At 33.0% G+C, this 1,313-nt stretch carries 4 protein-coding genes; all 4 read left to right on the top strand.

The window, feature by feature from the left end:
- Positions 1–206, top strand: a 206-nt coding sequence (locus ABWO04_RS11955; protein ID WP_353079905.1) for a tetratricopeptide repeat protein, incomplete at its 5' end; no start/stop codon positions are given.
- Between the two features lie 10 nt (positions 207–216).
- Positions 217–555 carry a preprotein translocase subunit SecG gene (gene secG / locus ABWO04_RS11960; RefSeq protein WP_353079906.1) on the top strand — a complete coding sequence of 113 codons (339 nt, stop codon included), beginning with the start codon at positions 217–219 and terminating at the stop codon, positions 553–555.
- Positions 556–692: 137 nt separating this feature from the next.
- Positions 693–968 (top strand): co-chaperone GroES, encoded by a 276-nt coding sequence (locus ABWO04_RS11965; protein ID WP_353079907.1) that lies wholly within the window; start codon positions 693–695, stop codon positions 966–968.
- A gap of 84 nt (positions 969–1,052) precedes the next feature.
- A partial coding sequence (locus ABWO04_RS11970) for a TCP-1/cpn60 chaperonin family protein (RefSeq protein WP_353079908.1) occupies positions 1,053–1,313 on the top strand: 261 nt, incomplete at its 3' end.

Genomic DNA, 1,313 nt, shown 5'->3' on the forward strand with positions numbered 1-1,313 from the left:
CCACTGCAGTGCCAATAAATATTGCTAAAAGCAACGAAACACCGTCTTCAATTATGACCGAAACGTTGGCGCAAATTTATCTTGAACAAAAAAAATATAGCAAAGCCATACAAGCTTATGAAATATTAATTTTGAAATATCCAGAAAAAAGTAGTTTCTTTGCAGACCGAATTAAAAATATAAAAATTTTACAACAAAATAATTAATACAGAAGTTATGTCATTTACAATTTTTTTAGCATTAATCATCATCGTTTGTTTTTTATTAATCTTAACTATTATGGTTCAGAATCCTAAAAGTGGAGGTTTATCTTCATCTTTTGGCGGTGGAGGTCAAATGGGTGGTGTTAAAAACACAACCGACTTTTTAGAAAAAACAACTTGGGTGTTAGGTGGAACGTTAATCGCCTTAATTTTATTTTCAACGTTAAGTTTTAATAACGGTACAGGTGGTTCTAAATTAGTAGACGAAAATGCTGCTCCAGCTATTGTTAAAGATGCACCGGCTAAGCAAGCAACTACCCCAGCTACAAAACCAGCAGATTCAGCAAAATAATTTTTGCTACATATATAATATAATGCCAGCCTGTCAGTGCTGGCATTTTTATTTTAAGTAAATTTGTCAGAAATTGGGTTTGGCACAATTTCTGAAATTAAATTAAGCGTTCACTAACAAATATATTCAATATAATTATGGCATTAAACATTAAACCAATTGCAGACAGAGTAGTAATTGAACCATCTGCTGCAGAAACGACTACTGCTTCAGGAATTATTATTCCAGATACAGCAAAAGAAAAACCTCAAAAAGGAACTGTTGTTGCCGTTGGAACAGGTAAAACCGATTATACAATGACTGTAAAAATTGGTGATACTGTTTTGTATGGTAAATATGCAGGAACAGAATTTAAGTACGAAAGTAAGGATTACCTTATTATGCGTGAAGATGAAATTTATGCAATTTTGTAGCAATAGGCTTTAACTAAATAATATAAAATTAACAGCAGTTGGTTCGCGTAAAGCATAAAGCCTTCTGCCTAAAGCAATAAAAAAATGGCAAAAGATATAAAATTTGATATTGAAGCACGCGACGGTTTAAAACGTGGTGTGGATGCATTAGCAAATGCAGTAAAAGTTACTTTAGGTCCTAAAGGAAGAAATGTAATTATTTCGAAATCATTTGGAGGACCAACGGTTACTAAAGATGGTGTTTCGGTTGCAAAAGAAATTGAATTAGCAGATCCGTTAGAAAATATGGGTGCCCAAATGGTAAAAGAAGTCGCTTCAAAAACTAATGATTTAGCTGGAGACGGA

The sequence above is a fragment of the Flavobacterium sp. genome, from assembly GCF_040382755.1.
In the GTDB taxonomy this organism is placed as follows: domain Bacteria; phylum Bacteroidota; class Bacteroidia; order Flavobacteriales; family Flavobacteriaceae; genus Flavobacterium.

Coding starts and splice junctions, on each gene's coding strand:
- ABWO04_RS11965 (WP_353079907.1), top strand. CDS start 693: ATGGCATTAAACATTAAACCAATTGCAGACAGAGTAGTAATTGAACCA.
- secG (WP_353079906.1), top strand. CDS start 217: ATGTCATTTACAATTTTTTTAGCATTAATCATCATCGTTTGTTTTTTA.